The organism is Bacillus sp. AFS001701, assembly GCF_002559405.1.
Lineage (GTDB): Bacteria > Bacillota > Bacilli > Bacillales > Bacillaceae_G > Gottfriedia.
In genome coordinates this window covers 1-779 of record NZ_NTZO01000523.1, presented here as the reverse complement: position 1 = coordinate 779, position 779 = coordinate 1, and the positions used below count along the sequence as shown (strand labels likewise).

At 33.6% G+C, this 779-nt stretch carries 1 protein-coding gene; it reads left to right on the top strand.

Translation table 11 applies throughout. The annotated features are described in order from the left end of the window. Positions 1-285 precede the first annotated feature (285 nt). Positions 286-720, top strand: coding sequence for a VOC family protein (locus CN514_RS22030; protein ID WP_098234411.1), 435 nt, complete (start codon positions 286-288; stop codon positions 718-720). Positions 721-779: the final 59 nt, after the last annotated feature.

Sequence of the window (779 nt, the reverse complement as noted above, 5' to 3'; positions counted from 1 at the left end):
TTGTTAAGATTAGGAAATACTTGAATTGAGGATTTACAGATCTATATGTTTCTGGGAGAAAGAGGAAAAGGTTGCCGGTTACATCATTAATTGTCTGCTTATTAATTATTAACTCCGCATATATTTTCATTTACTTGCGAAGTTTTTTGATATGTAAAAATATGGTACAATCTATTTGAATTTAGATTTATTAAAGGCAAAATCTCCAGCGGAAATAGATGATTAACAGCTGTTTTTTCTAGTTCTAAAACGAGGTAATTACAATTTGTTTGGAGGGTTTTAAAGATGACACAAGAACAAGTAATACCGGTTGTATCAGGGCAAAGGATTACGCCATTTCTTACGTTTAGTGGCAATGCGGAGGAAGCAATGAACTATTATGTTCGTACTTTTCCGAATTCAAAACTCGTTTCTCTTCGAAGATATTCGAAAGATGACCGAGGTGTAGAAGGGAAAATCCTGAATGGCATCATTGAAATTTTAGGCCAGTCTTTTATGGTTTTGGATATGGATAAAGAATCTTGTCCTGATTTTACTTGGGCTGTTTCTTTTTATTTAGAATGCAGAGACGATGAAGAGTTTGATGTAATTTTTGGTGGCTTGAAGAGTGATGGGAAAGTACTTATGGGGCCAGTAGAAATGAATGATTTTAGTAAGGTTACATGGGTGACTGATTGTTTTGGTGTTACTTGGCAGCTAGTGTTAAGAAAAAAAGCTTAATAATCGGCGAATGATCCCTTTTTCTGTTATTCAACAAATTATTATTAAAAGATGATAAA